Raw genomic sequence first — 16,774 nt, forward strand, 5'->3', positions numbered from 1 at the left:
TACCCCCCCGGCCCCCCGGCCCCCACCCCCTCCCCCCCGGCCGCCCGCCCCCGCGCCCCCCCCCGGGCCGGGGGGCCGGGGGCGGGGCGCCCCCCCCCCCCCCCCCCGCCGCGCCACGGCCGCGCACCCGGGCCGCGGACGTGCGGGTCCAGCGCGACGAGACCCACCGACGGCGGCGGCCCGTACCGCCGGCCGCTGTGGAAGCGCGGTATCAGGCCGGTCGTCGCCCGCCGCGGGGTACCGCACGGCTCGGCTCCTCAGAGCCAGCCGCGACGGCTGGCCTGGACGCCGAGCTGGAACCGCGTCCGCGCGCCGAGGAGCTCCTGGAGGCGGGTGATGCGGCGGGCCACCGTCCGCTCGCTGACACCGATCTCGCGGGCGATCGACTCGTCGGTCAGACCGCCACTGAGGTAGGTGAGCAGCTGCCGGCTCTCGACTCCGGGAGCCGTCCCGGCGTCGTCCGCCGCCTCGACGGCGGCCGGCAGCGGGACGGCGATCTGCCAGAACGACTCGAACACGCCGATCAGCGAGTCGAGGAGGTCCGATCTCCGCACGACGATGTGGTGCCGACGGTCCCAGTCGCCGGCCGGGGGGCACACGAGGGCGAACCGGTCGTCGCAGATGCCCATGTTCAGCGGGACCTCGGGAAAGACGCGGGCCCGTTCCCCGAGGCCGACGGAGGTCCGGACGGCCTGCCGGGCGGCCCCGTCCCGCAGCACCCGGGACCCGTAGACGACCGTGCACGTGACGCCGCGGGTCAGCGCCTCCCGGCAGCCGGGGGCCAGCACGTTGGGTTGTGCGGATCGGCCGGTGAAGCCGATGGTCAGGCCGCGCACCCGTTCGGTGGCCTCGTCGTAGAGCCGCCGGACCAGTGCGCTGCGGGCCGCCTCCGTCCGGGCGACTTCGATGTAGTCGGCTCCGTCGGCGTGGTGGTGGTCGCGCCAGAAGCGGGACAGTTCCTCGACGCCGTCGTGCAGGGCGGCGAGTTCCTTGGTGCGCTTGTCCACCACGACGTCCAGCGCGGCGCGCGGGGGTCGGGCGATCAGCCGTGTGCCGTCCGGTTCGACCAGGCCGAGGCCGGTCAGTTCGCCGACGGCCATGTTCATGGCGTGCGAGGTCACCCGCAGGGCGCCTGCCAGTTCGGCACGGGGCAGCGGGCCGCGCTCGACGAGGAGGAGGTAGGTGTTCTCGGCCGTATCGTTTATACCTATACCATTGAGCGAATACATATCCTCGATCGTCTCATGGGCCGACCGGATGCGGCGAGCGAAACCGTCGTCCTTCCGCCGCCGGCGGGTCGACTTTGGCGGGGTGTCAGGCGGCCTGCACCCGGCAGCGCCAGGGCGGAACCGAGGGCGACGGCGTCCGCGCCCGCGCTGCCCGTACCGCCACGGTCGTGCCGGGTGATCGTCACGAGGGGCGGCGGCGACATGGGTGTGCCGCCGCCTCCGCCGCTGCCCCGGGCCTACGCCGGGAGGTGCCACTTCTGGTTGTCGCCGGCCTTGCAGTCCCAGATGATCAGCTGGGGGCTGCCGAGGCTGTAGCCGGGGTCGTCCAGGCACTTGCCGGACTGGGGGTTCATCAGGGTGCCGTCGGCGCGGGCGACCCACTGCTGGGCGCCGCCGCCGTTGCAGTGGTAGAGCTGGACGACGGTGCCGTCGGCGGTGCCGCTGTGCAGGACGTCCAGGCACGCGCCGAGGGCCCGCACCGTGCCGTCGCCGGGCAGTGTCCAGTTCTGGCCGGCGCCGCCGGTGCAGGCGGCGAGGGTGACCGGGGTGAAGTCGGCGGTGGAGCCGTTCCTGTCGTCCAGGCACCAGTTGTTCAGGCCGGTCACCGGGCCGGGGCCGCTTCCGGTGCCGAAGGTGGTGCGGCCCCAGACGTCGAGGATGGGTGCCACGTCGGCTTCGTCACCCAGGTGAGGCAGGCCGTACATGTCCTCGACGGTGCGGAGCATGCTGTAGTGGTTGATCGTCTCGCTGTAGCTGCCCGGGTGGACGTTCGCGCCGTAGAAGACGGTGGGCATGTGGTTGGCGGAGGTGAAGTTGTCCTCGTCCCACGTGACGATCAGCAGGCTGTTGTGGGTCTTGGCCCACTCCGCGTAGCCGCCGAAGACGTTCTTGACCCAGGTGTCGCCGCCCGGGATGCTGCCGTCGTGCATGGACTCGTGCTCGTTGCCGTGCGCGAAGGTGACGGCGGGCAGGGCGGCGTAGCCGGCGGCTGCGGCGGGGAAGCCGCAGTCCTGGCCGGCGGTCGGGGACGGGCAGGTCAGCCACTTGTCGACCGGGTTGGGGGCGGTGGCGGTGCCCGGCAGGTCGGCGAAGCGCAGCCAGGCGGCGGGGGTGGCTTCGTCGGAGTAGTCGGCGAAGCCCAGGCCGTGCTGGATCAGCTCGTTGGGCAGGTTGTCCCCGTCGACCGAACCGGGTGGCGGGGGAGTGCTGTTGGTCAGCCCATGGGTGGAGCCGGACAGGAGGGCGTAGTAGTTCGGCAGGCTGGGGTGCCACTCGCCGTGCGCGTCGCTGAACGACGCACCCGTCTGCGCAAGGGAGTTGATGTACGGGGCCTGGGCGGTGTTGCCGATGACGTCGCCGTAGTCCTCGTTCTCCATCATCACGATGACCACGTGGTCCGGGCGCGGGAGCGCGGCGGAGTCCGTCGTGGAGGGGGTGGCGGCGGCGGGTCCGGCGGCGGAGCATACGAGCGAGACAGCGGCTGCCATCACGGCGGCCGTGGGCCCGCCCGTCGTTCGCCTCCGCTTTCGGACACTCGGGAACAGCTTCTGCATGATCACGGTCGGTTCCTCCGAGGGTTGGCCCGATGCCGGGGATCCACCTTTTGAGACGCCGATGGGCGGGAGCGTCTCCAGGGAGGCTGTCCCGCCCATCGGGTGATGATGGTGCGTCACGTGGGAACCACGCGCCGCGTTACTTGACGGAGCCGGCGGTGAGTCCGGAGACGACGTGTCGTTCGATCACGGCGAAGAGGATGACGACCGGGATGATGGCCACCAGCGAGGCGGCGAACACGTGGTTCCACTGCACGTTGTAGGCGCCGATCATGTTGTTGATGCCGACGGTGAGCGGTTGCCGGTCGGGTGAGTTGGTGAGGGTCAGGCCCATGATGAATTCGTTCCAGGCCGAGATGAAGGTGAAGATCACGGCGGTGACCACGCCCGGCAGGGCGAGCGGCAGGGTGACGCGGAAGAGCGCGCCGATCCGGCTGTTGCCGTCGATCATCGCGGCTTCCTCCAGCTCCATCGGGATGGAGCCGATGTAGGCGCTGAGGATCCAGATCGCGAAGGCGAGGTTGAAGGCGGCGTTGGCGAGCACCAGGACGATGGGGGTGTCCAGCAGGTCGAGCGCGTAGAACTCGCGGTAGAGGCCGACCTGGAGGGCGGTGGGCTGGAACATCTGGGTGACCAGCACGAGCAGCAGGAAGGCCTTGCGGCCGCGGAAGCGCACCCGGGCGGTGTAGTACGCGGCGGGCAGGGCGACCAGGAGCACCAGCAGGGTGGAGCCGCCGGCCACCAGCAGGGTGACCTGGAGGTTCTGGCCGAGCGTGGTGTCGGTCCAGACCTTGGTGAACGCGGACCAGTCGGAGCCCGTCGGCAGGTAGGAGTTGTCGCGCAGCTGGTCGGCCGGGCGGCCGGCGGTTATCAGCATCTCGACGTAGGGCAGCAGGAAGAGTGCGGCGAGTGCCCAGGCCAGCGTGGTGAAGAGGACGGTGCGGGCGCGCGGACGGCGTGCCGTCGGCGGCAACTGAAGGGTGGTCATCAGCTCTCCTCCCCGTTCCAGCGGCTGACCTTGAGGAAGACGATCACCATGAGGATCACGACGGCGAAGTTGACGACGGACATGGCGGCGGACTCGGCGACGTCGTAGCCGCGCAGCATGTACATGAACACGGTGGTGGTGGCGGTGTCGGCGTTCGGGCCGCCCTGGGTCATGCCCCAGATGACGGGGAACGAGTTGAAGACGTTGATCAGGTTGATCACCAGGCCGACCAGGAAGGCGGGGCGCAGCAGCGGCAGGGTGACCTTGCGGTAGGTCTGCCAGGGGGTGGCGCCGTCGACCCGGGCGGCCTCGTAGACCTCTCCGGGGATGGTCTGCAGTCCGGCCAGCAGGGTGTAGGTGGTGAACGGCAGTGAGACGAAGACGGCGACGAAGACCAGCCAGGGTCTGGCGTGGGCGGCGTCGCCGAGCCATGCCTGGGGGTGGTCGATCAGGCCGAGGTCGAGCAGCAGGCGGTTGAGCACGCCGGCGACCTGGTCGAGCATCCAGCGGAAGCCGATCGCGGTCATCAGCACGGAGGCCGCCCAGGGGGCGATGAGCGCCCAACGGGTGAGGCGGCGGCCGGGGAAGTTCTGGTTGAACAACTGGGCCAGTGCGAGCGAGATCAGCATGGTCAGGCCGACGACGGCGACCGTCCACACCACGGTCCAGGTGAGGACGCCGGGCAGCCGGGGGTCACTGAAGAGTTTGTGGTACTTGACCAGTCCGGCCGGGCCGTGGTCCGTGCCCGTGGTGTCGATCCTGCGGAGCGAGGTGGTGACCATCTCGATGACCGGCCACACGACCACGCCCAGGATGAGCACGACGGCAGGGGCCAGCCAGGGCAGTGCCCCGAGCCGGGAGAAGAGGGAACGGCGCCCTCCCGGCCGGCCCGCCTTCGGCGCGGCCGGCCGGGGGGGGGCACCCGGCCGGCCGTCCGTGGTGCTGCGAGAAGACACGGTGGGGGTTCCCTTTGCGGTCGCGCCGGTCACTCGCCGGCCTGCCGGGCGGCCTGCTGGAGCGCGTCGAGGGCCTTCTTCGGGTCGCTGGCCGCGCTGCCGATCTGGGTCTTGACCTGTGCGGAGACGGCGGGCCAGGTCGGGTCGCTGAGCGGGTAGAAGGTGGCGGTGGGCAGGATCTGCAGGAACGGCGCGAGCGCCTTCTCGTCCGGGTCGGCCTGGAGAGCGGTGAGCGCGGACCGGGTGACCGGCAGCAGGTTGTACTCCTTGTCGAACTTCACCGTGTTGTCCTTGCTGTAGGCGAAGTCGAGGAAGGCCTTGATCTGGTCCTTGTGGCCGCTCTTCTTGAAGGCCATCACCCAGTCGGCGACGCCGAGGGTGGCCTGGGAGGAGCCGTCCTTGCCGGGCAGCGCCGTCCAGGTGACGTCCATGTCCTTGACGTCGTTCAGCTGGGTGGGGATGCCGTTGAGCATGCCGACCTTGCCCGAGGCGAAGTCCTTGGCCAGGTCGGTGCGGTTGACGGAGGCCGGGCTCTGCTCGGTCAGACCGGCGTCCACCCAGCTCTTGAGCTGGGTGAAGGTGTCGATGTTGGCCTGCGAGTTGATGACGTACTGGCCCTTGGCGTCCTGGTAGCCGCCGTGGTTCTCCAGCATCCAGATGAACGCCTCGCCCTGGGCCTCCTCCCTGCCCAGCGGTACGCCGAGCGGGATCTCCACGCCGGCGTTCTTCATGGCGGTGGCGGCCGCGGTGAGGTCGGCCCAGGTCTTGGGCGGGTTGGCCGGGTCGAGGCCGGCCTTCCTGAAGAGGGCGTTGTTGATCAGGAACATCCGGGCGCTGGAGATGAACGGGATGCCGTACTGGGTGCCGTCCTGTTCGCCGGCCCGGGCCATCGCGGGGAGGAGGTCCGCCGTGGTGGCGGCGGAGAGGACCTCCTGGGCCGGGTAGAGCTGGCCGTTCTTGGCGAAGTCGGCGTAGCCGCCGGTCTGCAGGATGTCCGGCTGGTTGCCGTTCTGCACCATCGTCTTGACCTGGGTGTCGATGTCGTTCCAGTTGATGACCTGGAGGTCGACCTTGATTTTGGGGTTCTGCTGCTCGAAGGCGGAGATCACCCCCTGCCAGTACGCCTGGGTCGGGTTCTGTCCGTTGGAGCCGTAGTCGGCCGCGACGAACTTGATCGTGGTGACGCCGTCGGCGGAGGTCGAACCGGAATTCGATCCCTTGCTGCACCCCGACAGCGCGAGCGCTCCGGCCACCGTGGCCGCCGACAAGGAGAGCAGACGCCGCTTCATCTCTGATACCGCCTTTGTAGCTGGGGCCGGCCCCAGCGGCGGCCCTGGTGGGGGATCGTGCAGTTTGCGCGAAGGTGCGCTGTGCGCGCGATATTTGGTCAATATCGAGCATCAGTGTCACCAGAGTGTGCACCGCCGCCTTCCTGGCGGGCTAGCCGCGTTACCGAAGCGTTGCAGTCGGAGTTGAGGCAACCCGGCCCCCTGAAGCTGCTTGACATGTGACTGAAACTGCTCAATCGATCGAAGACCGTATCGACGGCGCGCGGCCATGTGGCGAAGTGGCACCGACGGAGAGCGAAGGCGGCTGGCCACCAGCGTTGCTCATAGATGACGTATTGGGCTATGAATAGATCAGTTTCAAGCATTGTGGCTCGCCAGTCTGAGCGAACGTCGGGACGGACCGAAGCCCGAGCACCGCCCCCGAGCCCCTACCGAGGAGAGTCCTGAATGAGTCATGTCGAGCGGGAGATCGCCAGTCAGCCGCAGTGCTGGAGCAGGGTGCTGGAGCTGGAGCCCGCTGGGCTCCCGGAGCGGGGTGAGCGGGTGGCCGTGATCGGCTGCGGAACGTCCCTGTACATCGCGCAGGCGTACGCGTCGTTGCGCGAGGCTGCCGGGCTCGGGGAGACCGACGCGTTCGCGGCCTCGGAGTTCCCGGCCGCCCGCGGCTATGACCGGCTGGTCGCCATCAGTCGCTCCGGGACGACGACCGAGGTGCTCGCCGCCCTCGCCCGGGCCCAGCACATCCCGAGCGTGGCGCTCACCGGCGACCTCGACACGCCGATCAGCACGGCCGCGAACACCGTCGTGGACCTGGAGTTCGCCGACGAGAAGTCGGTGGTGCAGACCCGCTTCGCCACCACGGCGCTCGCCCTGCTGCGCGGCCACCTGGACCTGGCCCCGGCCGACCTTGCCGAGCAGGCAGAGCGGGCGCTGACCGAGGAGCTGCCCGAAGGCGCCGTCAGCGCAGGCCAGTTCACCTTCGTCGGCACCGGCTGGACAGTCGGCCTCGCCAACGAGGCGGCGCTCAAGCTCCGCGAGGCCTCCGGAGCCTGGACCGAGTCCTACCCCGCGATGGAGTACCGGCACGGCCCGATCAGCATCGCCGCCCCCGGCCGGGTGGTCTGGTTCTTCGGCGAGCCGCCGACCGGACTGCTGGAGCAGGTGCAGGGCATCGGCGCCGTCACCTCGGTGACCACCCTCGACCCACTGGCCGACCTGGTACGCGCCCAGCGCCTCGCCGTGGAGCTGGCCAAGGCCGACGGACTGGACCCCGACCAGCCGCGCAACCTGACCCGCTCGATCGTCCTGGCCCAGCCGTGACCAGAGTGATCGCCCTCGATGTCGGCGGCACCTACATCAAGGGCGGCACGGCCGACGAGGGCGGCATCCTGCGGGAGAGCGACCGCTGGTTCACCGGAGCCGAGCGCGGCCCGGACGCGGTGCTGGAGACGGTGCTGGCGGCGGCCCGCGAACTGGCCGACCGGCACCGCCCGGCGGCGGCGGGCATCGCGGTGCCCGGCATCGTCGACGAGTCGTCAGGAACCTCGGTCCTGGCGGCCAACCTCGGCTGGCGCCGACTGCCGGTCCGGGACTGGCTCGCCGAGGAGCTGGGCGTCCCGGTGGCACTGGGCCACGACGTCCGGGCCGGCGGCCTGGCCGAAGCACGGATCGGCGCGGGACGCGGCAGCCGGGACTTCCTGTTCGTCCCGGTCGGCACCGGCATCGCGGCAGCCGTCATGTCCGACGGCCGGGCGGTGACCGGTAGCCACGTGCGGGCCGGGGAGCTCGGCCACCTGGTGGTCCGGCCCGGCGGGCCGGCCTGCCCCTGTGGCGGCCGGGGCTGCCTGGAGACCGTCGCCTCGGCGGCCGCCATCGCCCGCCGCTACACCGCCGCCACCGGGGAGGGCGGGGTCACCGCCAAGGACGTCGGCGAGCGCGCCGCCGCCGGGGACCAGGCCGCCGTCACGGTCTGGAACGAGGCGATCGAGGCGCTGGCGGACGGGCTGGCCGCCGCGATCACGCTGCTGGACCCCGAGCGCATCGTGATCGGCGGTGGCCTCGCCAGGGCCGGCGAGCCGTACTTCACACCCTTGCGCGCAGCGGTGGCCGAGCGGCTCACCTTCCAGACACTGCCGCAGGTCCTCCCCGCCGAACTCGGCCACGAGGCCGGCTGTCAGGGTGCCGCCCTGCTGGCGCTCGACCTGCTGCATCGGAAGGCCGGCCGGTGATCCTGACCGTCACGCTCAACGCCGCGCTCGATGTCACCTATCGGCTCGACCGGTTGCGCCCGCGCGGGAGCAACCGCGTCCGGTCGACGGCCGAGCGGGCCGGTGGCAAGGGGGTCAACGTGTCCCGGGTGCTGCACGCCCTCGGCCACGAGACCGTGGTCACCGGCTTCGCCGGGGGAACCGCCGGCGCGACGCTGCGGCGCGACCTCGCCGCCGCCCGCCTGCCCGAACGCCTGCTGCCGATCGCCGGGGAGACCCGCCGCACGGTGGCGGTGGTGGACGAGAGCGCCGGGGACACCACCATCCTGCTCGAACCGGGCCCGGCGATCTCGACCGAGGACTGGGCCCGGCTGCTCGACCACCTCGACGGCCTCCTGCCCCGGGCGTCGGCGGTGGTGTTCTCCGGCAGCCTGCCGCCGGGCGTGCCCGAGGACGCGTACGGCCGACTGGTGCGGCTGGCCCGCGCACACCGAGTCCCGTCAGTGGTCGACGCGGACGGTGCCGCGCTGCGGGCCGCGCTGGCGGCCGGCCCCGACCTGGTCAAGCCGAACGCCGACGAACTCGCCGCCGCATCCGGCCTGACGGACCCGGTCGCCGCGGCCGGTGCGCTGGTCGACGGCGGAGCCGGGGCGGTGGTCGCCTCACTCGGCCCCGACGGCCTCATCGCCGTGACGCCGCAGGCGAGTTGGCGGGCCAGGCCGCCGGATCACCTGGCCGGAAACCCCACCGGAGCGGGAGACGCCGCGGTGGCCGCCTTGACGCTCGGCCTGGTCGACGCCACCCCCTGGCCGGAGCGGCTGGCCGAGGCGGTGGCCCTGTCCGCCGCCGCCGTGCGCGCCCCGTTGGCCGGCGACTTCGACCCCGACGTCCACCGCCGCCTGCGACCGCTGGTGGACGTCCACCCCCTGCACTCTCAGAGGAGCCCCCGATGCCCTTGACCGGAACCGGCGCCATCGTCACCCCCGCGGCGGACTCCGCACGCGGGGTGGGCGCCTTCAACGTCATCCAGCTCGAACACGCCCAGGCCATCGTGGCGGGCGCCGAGGCGGCCGGTGCCCCGGTGGTCCTGCAGCTGAGCGAGAACGCGATCCGCTACCACGGGCAGCTGGCCCCGATAGCCTCCGCCGTGCTCGCCACGGCCCGCACCGCCTCGGTGCCGGTCGCGGTCCACCTCGACCACGCGACCTCGGCGGACCTGGTGACCGAGGCCGTCGAACTCGGCTTCTCCTCGGTCATGTTCGACGCCTCCGTGCTGCCCTACGAGGAGAACGTCCGCGCCACCGCCGAGGTCGTCGCCCGCTGCCATGCGGCAGGCGTGTGGGTGGAGGCCGAGCTCGGCGAGGTCGGCGGCAAGGACGGCGTGCACGCCCCCGGTGCGCGGACCGTTCCCGCCGAGGCCGCCGCCTTCGTCGCCGCGACCGGCGTCGACGCCCTCGCGGTGGCCGTCGGGACCTCCCACGCCATGCTCACTCGCGACGCCGTCCTCGACTTCGACCTGATCGCCGAACTGCGCGCGGCCGTACCGGTCCCGCTGGTCCTGCACGGCTCATCCGGCGTGGCCGACGAGCACCTGACCCGCGCCGTCGAGCACGGTATGACCAAGGTCAACATCGCCACCCACCTCAACCAGGTCTTCACCGGCGCCGTGCGGCGCGCCCTCGAAGACAACCCGGAGCTCGTCGATACCCGCCGTTACCTGGGCTCCGGCCGGACGGCCGTGGCGGCGGAGGTCTCCCGCCTGCTGCGCGTCCTCAAGGCGCCGGGGGCCTGAGGACGGTGACGCGCCGAGGCCCCTCCCGACACACGGCGGGCCTCGGCGTCGCACTGCCCGATGTTGCCCTACCTTCATGCTCAAAAGATGGACGAAGATGCTTGATAGTGATTAATCAAGCTGCATTAAGCGCATATATTGACAACATCAGCCACGGTGCACTGCACTGGTCGGCGCAGGCGTAGGCCTGCCGGACATCTCATCGGCGTCACCCGAAGACGGCGAGGACCGCGCCTCGGACCGTCACTTCACCGCATCCGGAGCGGACTTGCCCGTACCGCGCGCTACGCCGAGCGGCCCGTCGGCCCCTCCGACGGCCGACAGGGAGGTGCGCGCGAGCAGGTGAGCGACCGGGTGCCGGTTCCGCGACAACCAGTCAGGAGTACATGGCTCATGGCACTTGCTTCCTACCGCCGACACAGGCGATCCGTCACCGCGGTCATCGCCGCGATCGCTGCGTCGACCGGCTCCTTCCTCGCTCCGAGTGTTGCCGTCGCGTCGCCCACCGCCACCAGCCCGAACGGCAACGCACTGGCCGTGACGCCGCCGATGGGCTTCAACAACTGGGCACGGTTCGGCTGCCGCGCCGACAACCCCAACCCCGGTGATGCGGGGGTGAGCGAGAAACTGATCCTGGCCCAGGCCAAAGCCCTGGTCGACAAGAAGTTGGCGGCCAAGGGGTACGACACGGTCACCGTGGACGACTGCTGGATGGCCGCCTCGCGCGACGCGACCGGCAACCTCGTCGCCGACCCGACGGTCTTCCCGCACGGCATGGCCTGGCTCGGCAGGCAACTGCACGCCAAGGGACTCAAGTTCGGCCTCTACGAGGACATCGGCACCGACACCTGCGGCGGCTACCCCGGCAGCTGGAACCATCTCCAGCAGGACGCGAACCTCTTCGCGTCCTGGGGCGTGGACTACATCAAGCTCGACGGCTGCAACATGCCGGCCTCGGCGAACACCGCGGCCGGCTACAGCCAGGCGTACAAGGACTTCGGCGCCGCCATGAAGGCCAACGCCAGCGGTCGCGACATGGTCTTCTCCGAATCCTCGCCCGCCTACTTCTACATCGGCCGGTCCGACCTCGCCGACTGGTACACGGTCATCGACCAGGCGAGTCGGAGCGGCCAGCTCTGGCGCGAGGGCTACGACGTCAAGATGTACCACTCCTCCCACAACGCCTGGAGCCACGACGGCAACCAGGCAGGAGTGATGACCCAGTACGGGTACAACTCGCAGCTCGCGCGCTACTCGGGCCCCGGCAGCTGGAACGACCCGGACTTCCTCATCACCGGTGACGCGCTCACCGACGAGGAGTCGCGCAGCCAGTTCGCGCTGTGGTCGATGATGGCCTCGCCCCTGATCCTCAGTACCGACATCCCCAACCTCTCCGCCGCGTCACTGGCGACGCTGTCCAACACGGACATCATCGCGATCGACCAGGACCCGCTCGGCAAGCAGACGGGCGTCGTCTCCCGGAACGGCACCGTCGACGTCCTCTCCCGCCCGCTGGCCAACGGGGACCGGGCCGTCGCCCTGCTCAACCGCGGAACCGGCGCGATCACGGCCGGCACCACGCTCGATGCCGTCGGCTTCCAGGGCGACGGGTGCTCGGCCGGCGTCAAGGACCTGTGGACCGGAACGAGGTCCTCCAGCACCGGCACGATCAGCACCTCCGTCCCCGCGCACGGCACCGCGATCTTCCGCGTGACCCCCGGTGCGGGCTGTACGGGCCAGCAGCCCACCGGACAGATCGCCGGCATCGGTGGGAAGTGCCTGGACGACGCGTACGCAGGCACGGGCCCGGACAACCCCGTCACCCTCTACGGCTGCCACGGCGGTGCCAACCAACGCTGGACGATGCCGGGCGACGGCACCGTCCGCACCCTCGGAGGCTGCCTCGACGCCGTCTACCGGAGCGACGACAGCCGCCATGTGGGCTACTGGGCCGTGCTGAACCCCTGCGACGGGCGCGCCAGTGAGCAATGGGCCTACCAGCGCAACGGCTACCTGCAGAACACCGGCCTGAACCTGTGCGTGGACGACTACGCGTCCGACACCACGGACGCCACCCCGATCATCGTCGACGGCTGCGGCGTGAGCGAGGTCAACCAGGCCAACCAGATCTGGGTCCTGCCCGTCTGATGACCTGTGGTCGCCGTCCGCCGTCGAGGCGGGCGGCGACCCGGCCGTCAGCGGGGTCGGCCCCGGGGCGCGTGCACCGTCGCACCGCCTTCCCACCGCGCTCCCCACCGGCGACGCCGCCATCGCGAGCAGGTACCGCATGAGTGCTCAGTCGGCCTTCACGGGCCGGAACGTCTCGCCGCCGAGCACCCAGCGGCCGCGGCGCATGACGGCGACGAGGTCGTAGGTCCCGGAGTCGACGACGACGAGGTCGGCGAGCTTGCCGGTCTCCAGCGAGCCGATCGAGTCGCTCAGGCCGAGCAGCCGGGCCGGGGTGGCGGACAGCGACTCCACGGCCTGGCCGAGCGTCAGCCTCCCGACGGTGAGGGCTCTTCGGAACACCCGGTCCAGGGTCAGCGTGGACCCGGCGATGGAGCTGCCGTCGGGGAGCATGGCGACGCCGTCCTTGACCTGGACCTGGAGGGGGCCGAGGGGGTAGAGGCCGTCGCCCATGCCGGCGGCGCCCATCGCGTCGGTGATCAGGGCGACCCGGTTCGCGCCGGCGGTGCCGTAGGCGAGGTCGAGGACGGAGGGGTGCAGGTGCACGCCGTCGTTGATCAGTTCGACGGTGACCCGTTCGTCCTCCAGCAGGGCCACGATCGGGCCGGGGGCGCGGTGGGCGATGCCGGGCATGGCGTTGAACAGGTGGGTGGCGACGGTGGCGCCGGCCTCGATCGCCTCCAGGGTGGTGGCGTAGTCGGAGTCGGTGTGGCCGACGGCGGCGATCACGCCGAGGTCGGTGAGCATCCGTACCGAGTCCAGGCCGCCGGGCAGCTCGGGGGCGAGGGTGACCATCCTGGCGTGGCCGCGGGCAGCGTCGACGAGCTTGCGGACCAGGGCGGGGTCGGGGTCGCGCAGCAGGTCGGGGCGGTGGGCGCCGCAGCGGTTGTGGGAGATGAACGGGCCCTCGAAGTGGATGCCGGCCAGGACGCCGTCCTCGACGAGTTCGGAGAGGACGTGCGCCTGGCGGGCGACCTCGTCGATCTCGCCGGTGACGGTGGAGGCGATCGTGGTGGTGGTGCCGTGTTCCAGGTGGGTCCGGGCGGCCAGCAGCGCCTCCTCGGCGATGCCGGAGGCGTAGGAGGCGCCGCCGCCGCCGTGGACGTGCAGGTCGACGAAGCCGGGGACGACGGTGTACCCGGTCAGGTCGAGGTCGCCGGGTTCGGTGTCGCCGCCGAGGCCGGCGATGCGCTCGCCCTCGACGGCGAGGCGGTCGCCGTCGACGACGCCGCCGGGCAGGACCAGCCGGGCGCCGGCCAGAGCGATGCGGTCCGCCACGCTCACGTTGTCTCTCCATAACTGCTTGAAATTGCTTGAATGGTCCAAAGTGTAGTCAGTTGTAAACGTGATGGTCGAGGCGACGTCAGACGCCCCGGTGGAACGCCGCGCGCCGACCGATGGTCCGGCCCGCCGACACCCGTTGCCACCTCGGCGTGGGACGGACCGCCAGGGTGGCGGAGGTGGCCCGCCCGCTCCGGCCCGAGGGCGGGTTCGTCGCCGATGTGACCCTGTGCGGCAGCAGGGTGCTCATTTCTGATTGAAATGCGCGACTCATTGACATGAGCGAGCATAGCCGGTGCAATCCGTGTGCAGGTCTCGCTCTGCCCTGCCCCTGACCCCCGACCCGAGAGGGACCCCCATGCCTCCATCGAGCGGCACCGTCAGAAGTCGGCTGACCCGCGCGGTCAGCCGCGTCCTCCGCCATCGCCCCCTGCCCGCCGCCGTGGTGGTGGCCGTCCTGTCCACGGTCCTGGTCGGCGTGGCTCCCGGTGCGACGGCCGCATCGAGCACCGCCGGCCGGATCACACGCTTCAGCCATACCGGTGCGACCGCGACCATCGCCACATCCTCCGGCGCGGCGGTGCGGGTGGTGTTCGTCCGCGCAGACATCTTCCGGATCCAGCTCGCGCCCGACGGCAGGTTCACCGACCCGGCGGGCGCCGACATCGCCCTGAACACCTCGTTCGGCACCCCCACCGTCCACACCGCCGACCGCGGTGCCTCCTACGAGATCGCCACCGGCTCGGTCACCCTGCGGGCCGCCAAGAAGTCGCTGGCCTTCGCCGCCTACCGGCCCGACGGCACGCTCCTGTGGCAGGAGTCCTCGCCGACCTCCTGGACCGGAACCCAGACCACCCAGCACCTCGCCCGCGGCGCGACCGAGCAGTTCTACGGCACCGGCCTGCGACTGGGCCCGTGGGCACTGCGGGACATGACGGTGCCGATCTCGGTCGACAACACCTGGAAGCGGAACACCAACGCCAGCCCGGCGCCCTTCTACATGTCCTCCAACGGCTACGGCGTGCTGCGCAACACCTGGGCACCCGGCTCGTACGCGTTCACCGACCCGGTCGCCACGACCGAGAATGAGAACCGCTTCGACGCGTACTACTTCGTCGCCGACTCGCTCAAGGGCGTGCTGGGCGCCTACACCGACGTGACCGGCAAGCCGTTCCTGGCCCCGATGTGGGGACTCGAACTGGGCAACGCCGACTGCTTCAACGCCTCCAACCCCGCCTACAACGGCGACCACACCCGGGCCCGCCACCAGACCACGCCCGACGTGGTCGGTTACGCGCGGGACGCCCGGAACGCGGACATGCCCTCCGGCTGGATCCTGCCCAACGACGGCTACGGCTGCGGCTACACCGACCTCAAGCAGACCGTCGGCGACCTCCAGGGGCTCGGCTTCCACACCGGCCTGTGGACCTCGACCGGCCTGAGCGACATCGCCACCGAGGTCGGCGCGGACGGTTCGCGCGGCGTCAAGACCGACGTGGCCTGGATCGGCGGCGGCTACAAGTACGCCTTCGACGGGGTCAACCAGGCCGTGGCCGGGATCGAGAAGAACTCGGACGCCCGCCGCTTCGTGTGGACCGTCGACGGCTGGGCCGGCACCCAGCGCAACGCCGTCGTCTGGACCGGCGACACCAACGGCGACTGGCCCACCATGGACTGGACCGTCCCCGCGGTCGTCGGCGCCGGCCTGTCCGGCCTCAACTACGCCTCCGGCGACGTGGACGGCATCTTCGGCGGCAGCCCGGAGACCTACACCCGCGACCTCCAGTGGAAGGCCTTCACCCCGGCGTTCATGACGATGTCCGGCTGGGGCGCCACCAACCCGCAGGCGGGCTACCAGGACAAGCAGCCCTGGCGGTTCTCCGAGCCGTACCTGTCCGCCAACCGCAAGGCCCTGCAGACCAAGATGCGGCTGATGCCGTACATGTACACCATGAGCCAGGCCGCCAGCACCACCGGTGTGCCCTCGACCCGCGCCCTGGTGCTCGAATACCCGAACGACCCGGTGGCGCAGGGCAACGCGACCTCCGGCGAGTTCATGGCCGGCGACTCCTTCCTGGTCGCGCCGATGACCTCCAGCGGTACCACCCGGGACGGCATCTACCTGCCCGCCGGGACGTGGACCGACTACTGGACCGGCAAGGTCTACCAGGGCCCGACCACGCTCAACGGCTACGCCGCGCCGCTCGACGAGACGCCGGTGTTCGTCAAGGGCGGCGGCATCGTCCCGATGTGGCCGCAGATGAACTACTCCGGCGAGAAGCCGGTCTCCACGCTCACCTACGACCTGTACCCGGCCGGGAAGTCGCAGTTCGGCCTGTACGAGGACGACGGCGCGACGCGCGCCTACCAGAGCGGTGCCTCGGCGAGGCAGCAGGTCACCGTGGACGCGCCGAACTCCGGCACCGGTACCGTCACCGTGAACGTCGGTGCGAGCGTGGGCTCCTACGCCGGCAAGCCGGACAGCCGCGGCTACGAGCTCAACGTCCACCTCGCCGGCGCGCCCACCACCGTGTCCCTCGGCTCCACGTCGCTGGCCCAGGTCTCCTCCAAGGCGGCGTACGACGCCGCGGAGACCGGCTGGTACTTCGACCCCGCCGACCGGGGCGGCGTCCTGTGGGTCAAGGCCGGCAACCGGTCCGGGGCGTTCACCGTCACCCTGGCCGGCGCCACCCTGCCCACTCCCGCCACCGACGCCGGCGGCTCGCCCGTCCTGGACAGGACCACCTGGAAGCTGATCTCCGCGGACAGCCAGGAGACCTCCGCCGAGAACAGTGCCGCCGCCAACGCCATCGACGGCGACACCGGCACCATCTGGCACACCGCCTGGTCCTCCGGCACCCCGGCCCCGCTGCCGCACGAGATCCGGATCGACCTCGGCGCCCGCTACGCCGTCGACTCCTTCCGGTACCTGCCCCGCCAGGACGGCGGCGCCAACGGTCGCATCGGACAGTACGAGGTCTACGTGTCCGACTCGCCCACGTCCTGGGGCACCCCGGCGGCCACCGGCACCTGGGCGGACACCGCGTCACCGAAGACGACGTCCTTCCCCGCCGTGTCCGGCCGGTACCTGAGGCTCCGCGCCCTGAGCGAAGCCGGCGACCGCGGCCCGTGGACCAGTGCCGCGGAACTCGGCGCGACCGGAGTACCGGCGCCGTAGGCGCCCCACTCCGTGGGCGGGGGCCACGGCGGCACCGGGGGGCCCCGGCCCCGGGCCGGGCCGGCGGCGCGCCGGGCCCGGCGGGCCCCCCCCCTCTTTGGGGGGGGCGTCCGC

Annotated in this window: 12 protein-coding genes; 6 read left to right on the plus strand and 6 right to left on the minus strand. The window is 71.3% G+C overall.

Features of this window, described 5'->3' with window-relative positions; all coding sequences use genetic code 11:
* Positions 1-257: 257 nt before the first annotated feature.
* The 5 genes from ACWGKU_RS02790 to ACWGKU_RS02810 all read right to left on the minus strand — a co-directional run bounded on the left by ACWGKU_RS02790 (position 258) and on the right by ACWGKU_RS02810 (position 6,015).
* Positions 258-1,229, minus strand: coding sequence for a helix-turn-helix domain-containing protein (locus ACWGKU_RS02790; protein WP_452180481.1), 972 nt, complete (start codon positions 1,227-1,229; stop codon positions 258-260).
* A 236-nt stretch (positions 1,230-1,465) separates the two neighbouring features.
* Positions 1,466-2,608 carry a ricin-type beta-trefoil lectin domain protein gene (locus ACWGKU_RS02795; protein WP_452180482.1) on the minus strand — a complete coding sequence of 381 codons (1,143 nt, stop codon included), beginning with the start codon at positions 2,606-2,608 and terminating at the stop codon, positions 1,466-1,468.
* A 313-nt stretch (positions 2,609-2,921) separates the two neighbouring features.
* Positions 2,922-3,770, minus strand: a complete 849-nt coding sequence (locus ACWGKU_RS02800; RefSeq protein WP_401049532.1) for a carbohydrate ABC transporter permease — start codon at positions 3,768-3,770, stop codon at positions 2,922-2,924.
* The gene (locus ACWGKU_RS02805; protein WP_452191322.1) at positions 3,770-4,726 is read right to left on the minus strand and encodes a carbohydrate ABC transporter permease; all 957 of its coding nucleotides are present in this window, start codon (positions 4,724-4,726) and stop codon (positions 3,770-3,772) included. The genes ACWGKU_RS02800 and ACWGKU_RS02805 overlap by 1 nt, the downstream gene beginning before the upstream one ends.
* A gap of 29 nt (positions 4,727-4,755) precedes the next feature.
* Positions 4,756-6,015 carry an ABC transporter substrate-binding protein gene (locus tag ACWGKU_RS02810; RefSeq protein ID WP_452180918.1) on the minus strand — a complete coding sequence of 420 codons (1,260 nt, stop codon included), beginning with the start codon at positions 6,013-6,015 and terminating at the stop codon, positions 4,756-4,758.
* Between the two features lie 447 nt (positions 6,016-6,462).
* On the opposite strand from ACWGKU_RS02810, the gene ACWGKU_RS02815 reads away from it, so the two are divergent.
* The 5 genes from ACWGKU_RS02815 (at position 6,463) to ACWGKU_RS02835 (ending at position 12,162) form a co-directional block, all read left to right on the plus strand.
* Positions 6,463-7,335: an SIS domain-containing protein gene (locus ACWGKU_RS02815; protein WP_452180917.1), complete on the plus strand. Its 873-nt coding sequence runs from the start codon at positions 6,463-6,465 to the stop codon at positions 7,333-7,335.
* Complete coding sequence (locus ACWGKU_RS02820; RefSeq protein ID WP_401048640.1) at positions 7,332-8,243, plus strand: ROK family protein; 912 nt, start codon at positions 7,332-7,334, stop codon at positions 8,241-8,243. The genes ACWGKU_RS02815 and ACWGKU_RS02820 overlap by 4 nt, the downstream gene beginning before the upstream one ends.
* On the plus strand, positions 8,240-9,181 hold the full coding sequence (locus ACWGKU_RS02825) for a 1-phosphofructokinase family hexose kinase (RefSeq protein WP_401048642.1): 942 nt from the start codon (positions 8,240-8,242) through the stop codon (positions 9,179-9,181). Before ACWGKU_RS02820 ends, ACWGKU_RS02825 begins: the two co-directional genes overlap by 4 nt.
* Positions 9,172-10,014 (plus strand): class II fructose-bisphosphate aldolase, encoded by an 843-nt coding sequence (locus tag ACWGKU_RS02830; RefSeq protein WP_401048643.1) that lies wholly within the window; start codon positions 9,172-9,174, stop codon positions 10,012-10,014. Before ACWGKU_RS02825 ends, ACWGKU_RS02830 begins: the two co-directional genes overlap by 10 nt.
* A 393-nt stretch (positions 10,015-10,407) precedes the next feature.
* Positions 10,408-12,162, plus strand: a complete 1,755-nt coding sequence (locus ACWGKU_RS02835) for a ricin-type beta-trefoil lectin domain protein (RefSeq protein ID WP_452180916.1) — start codon at positions 10,408-10,410, stop codon at positions 12,160-12,162.
* Positions 12,163-12,309: 147 nt separating this feature from the next.
* On the opposite strand, the gene nagA is transcribed toward ACWGKU_RS02835, so the two are convergent.
* Positions 12,310-13,479, minus strand: a complete 1,170-nt coding sequence (gene nagA, locus ACWGKU_RS02840; protein ID WP_452191326.1) for an N-acetylglucosamine-6-phosphate deacetylase — start codon at positions 13,477-13,479, stop codon at positions 12,310-12,312.
* Between the two features lie 361 nt (positions 13,480-13,840).
* On the opposite strand from nagA, the gene ACWGKU_RS02845 reads away from it, so the two are divergent.
* Entirely contained in the window at positions 13,841-16,660 is a 2,820-nt protein-coding gene (locus ACWGKU_RS02845) for a TIM-barrel domain-containing protein (RefSeq protein ID WP_452181053.1), read from the plus strand.
* The last annotated feature ends 114 nt before the right edge of the window (positions 16,661-16,774 follow it).

The sequence above is a fragment of the Kitasatospora sp. NPDC054768 genome (genome assembly GCF_053612025.1).

Bases quoted from the DNA above. Each gene is read 5' to 3' on its own strand.
- ACWGKU_RS02835 (WP_452180916.1), top strand. From the start codon at position 10,408: ATGGCACTTGCTTCCTACCGCCGACACAGGCGATCCGTCACCGCGGTC.
- ACWGKU_RS02815 (WP_452180917.1), top strand. From the start codon at position 6,463: ATGAGTCATGTCGAGCGGGAGATCGCCAGTCAGCCGCAGTGCTGGAGC.
- ACWGKU_RS02830 (WP_401048643.1), top strand. From the start codon at position 9,172: ATGCCCTTGACCGGAACCGGCGCCATCGTCACCCCCGCGGCGGACTCC.
- ACWGKU_RS02800 (WP_401049532.1), bottom strand. From the start codon at position 3,770: ATGACCACCCTTCAGTTGCCGCCGACGGCACGCCGTCCGCGCGCCCGC.
- ACWGKU_RS02845 (WP_452181053.1), top strand. From the start codon at position 13,841: ATGCCTCCATCGAGCGGCACCGTCAGAAGTCGGCTGACCCGCGCGGTC.
- ACWGKU_RS02790 (WP_452180481.1), bottom strand. From the start codon at position 1,229: ATGTATTCGCTCAATGGTATAGGTATAAACGATACGGCCGAGAACACC.
- ACWGKU_RS02795 (WP_452180482.1), bottom strand. From the start codon at position 2,608: ATGATGGAGAACGAGGACTACGGCGACGTCATCGGCAACACCGCCCAG.
- ACWGKU_RS02810 (WP_452180918.1), bottom strand. From the start codon at position 6,015: ATGAAGCGGCGTCTGCTCTCCTTGTCGGCGGCCACGGTGGCCGGAGCG.